The following is a 374-nucleotide window of genomic DNA, read 5'->3' as shown; positions in this document are numbered from 1 at the left end:
CGCGGTGCACAGCAAGCTGTTCGACGGCATGGCCGAACTGCTGGCCGACATCGAGAAAGGTAAGCTGCTGTGGGGCGTGGTCACCAACAAACCGGTGCGCTTCGCCGAGCCGATCATGCAGCAACTGGGCCTGGCCGAGCGTTCGGCGCTGCTGATCTGCCCGGACCACGTAAAAAACAGCAAGCCGGACCCAGAGCCGCTGATCCTGGCCTGCAACACCCTGAACCTGGACCCGGCCAGTGTGCTGTTCGTCGGCGACGACTTGCGCGACATCGAGTCGGGCCGTGACGCCGGCACCCGTACCGCCGCGGTGCGCTACGGCTATATTCACCCAGAAGACAACCCCAACCACTGGGGCGCCGACGTGGTGGTGG

At 65.2% G+C, this 374-nt stretch carries 1 protein-coding gene; it reads left to right on the top strand.

Annotation, left to right across the window (positions count from 1 at the left end; translation table 11 throughout):
• Positions 1 to 374, top strand: a 374-nt coding sequence (locus tag QWI17_RS04900) for an HAD-IA family hydrolase (protein ID WP_302721392.1), incomplete at both ends; no start/stop codon positions are given.

The sequence above is a fragment of the Gilvimarinus gilvus genome, assembly GCF_030518155.1.
In the GTDB taxonomy this organism is placed as follows: domain Bacteria; phylum Pseudomonadota; class Gammaproteobacteria; order Pseudomonadales; family Cellvibrionaceae; genus Gilvimarinus; species Gilvimarinus gilvus.
This window is presented reverse-complemented; position numbering and strand designations above follow the sequence as displayed.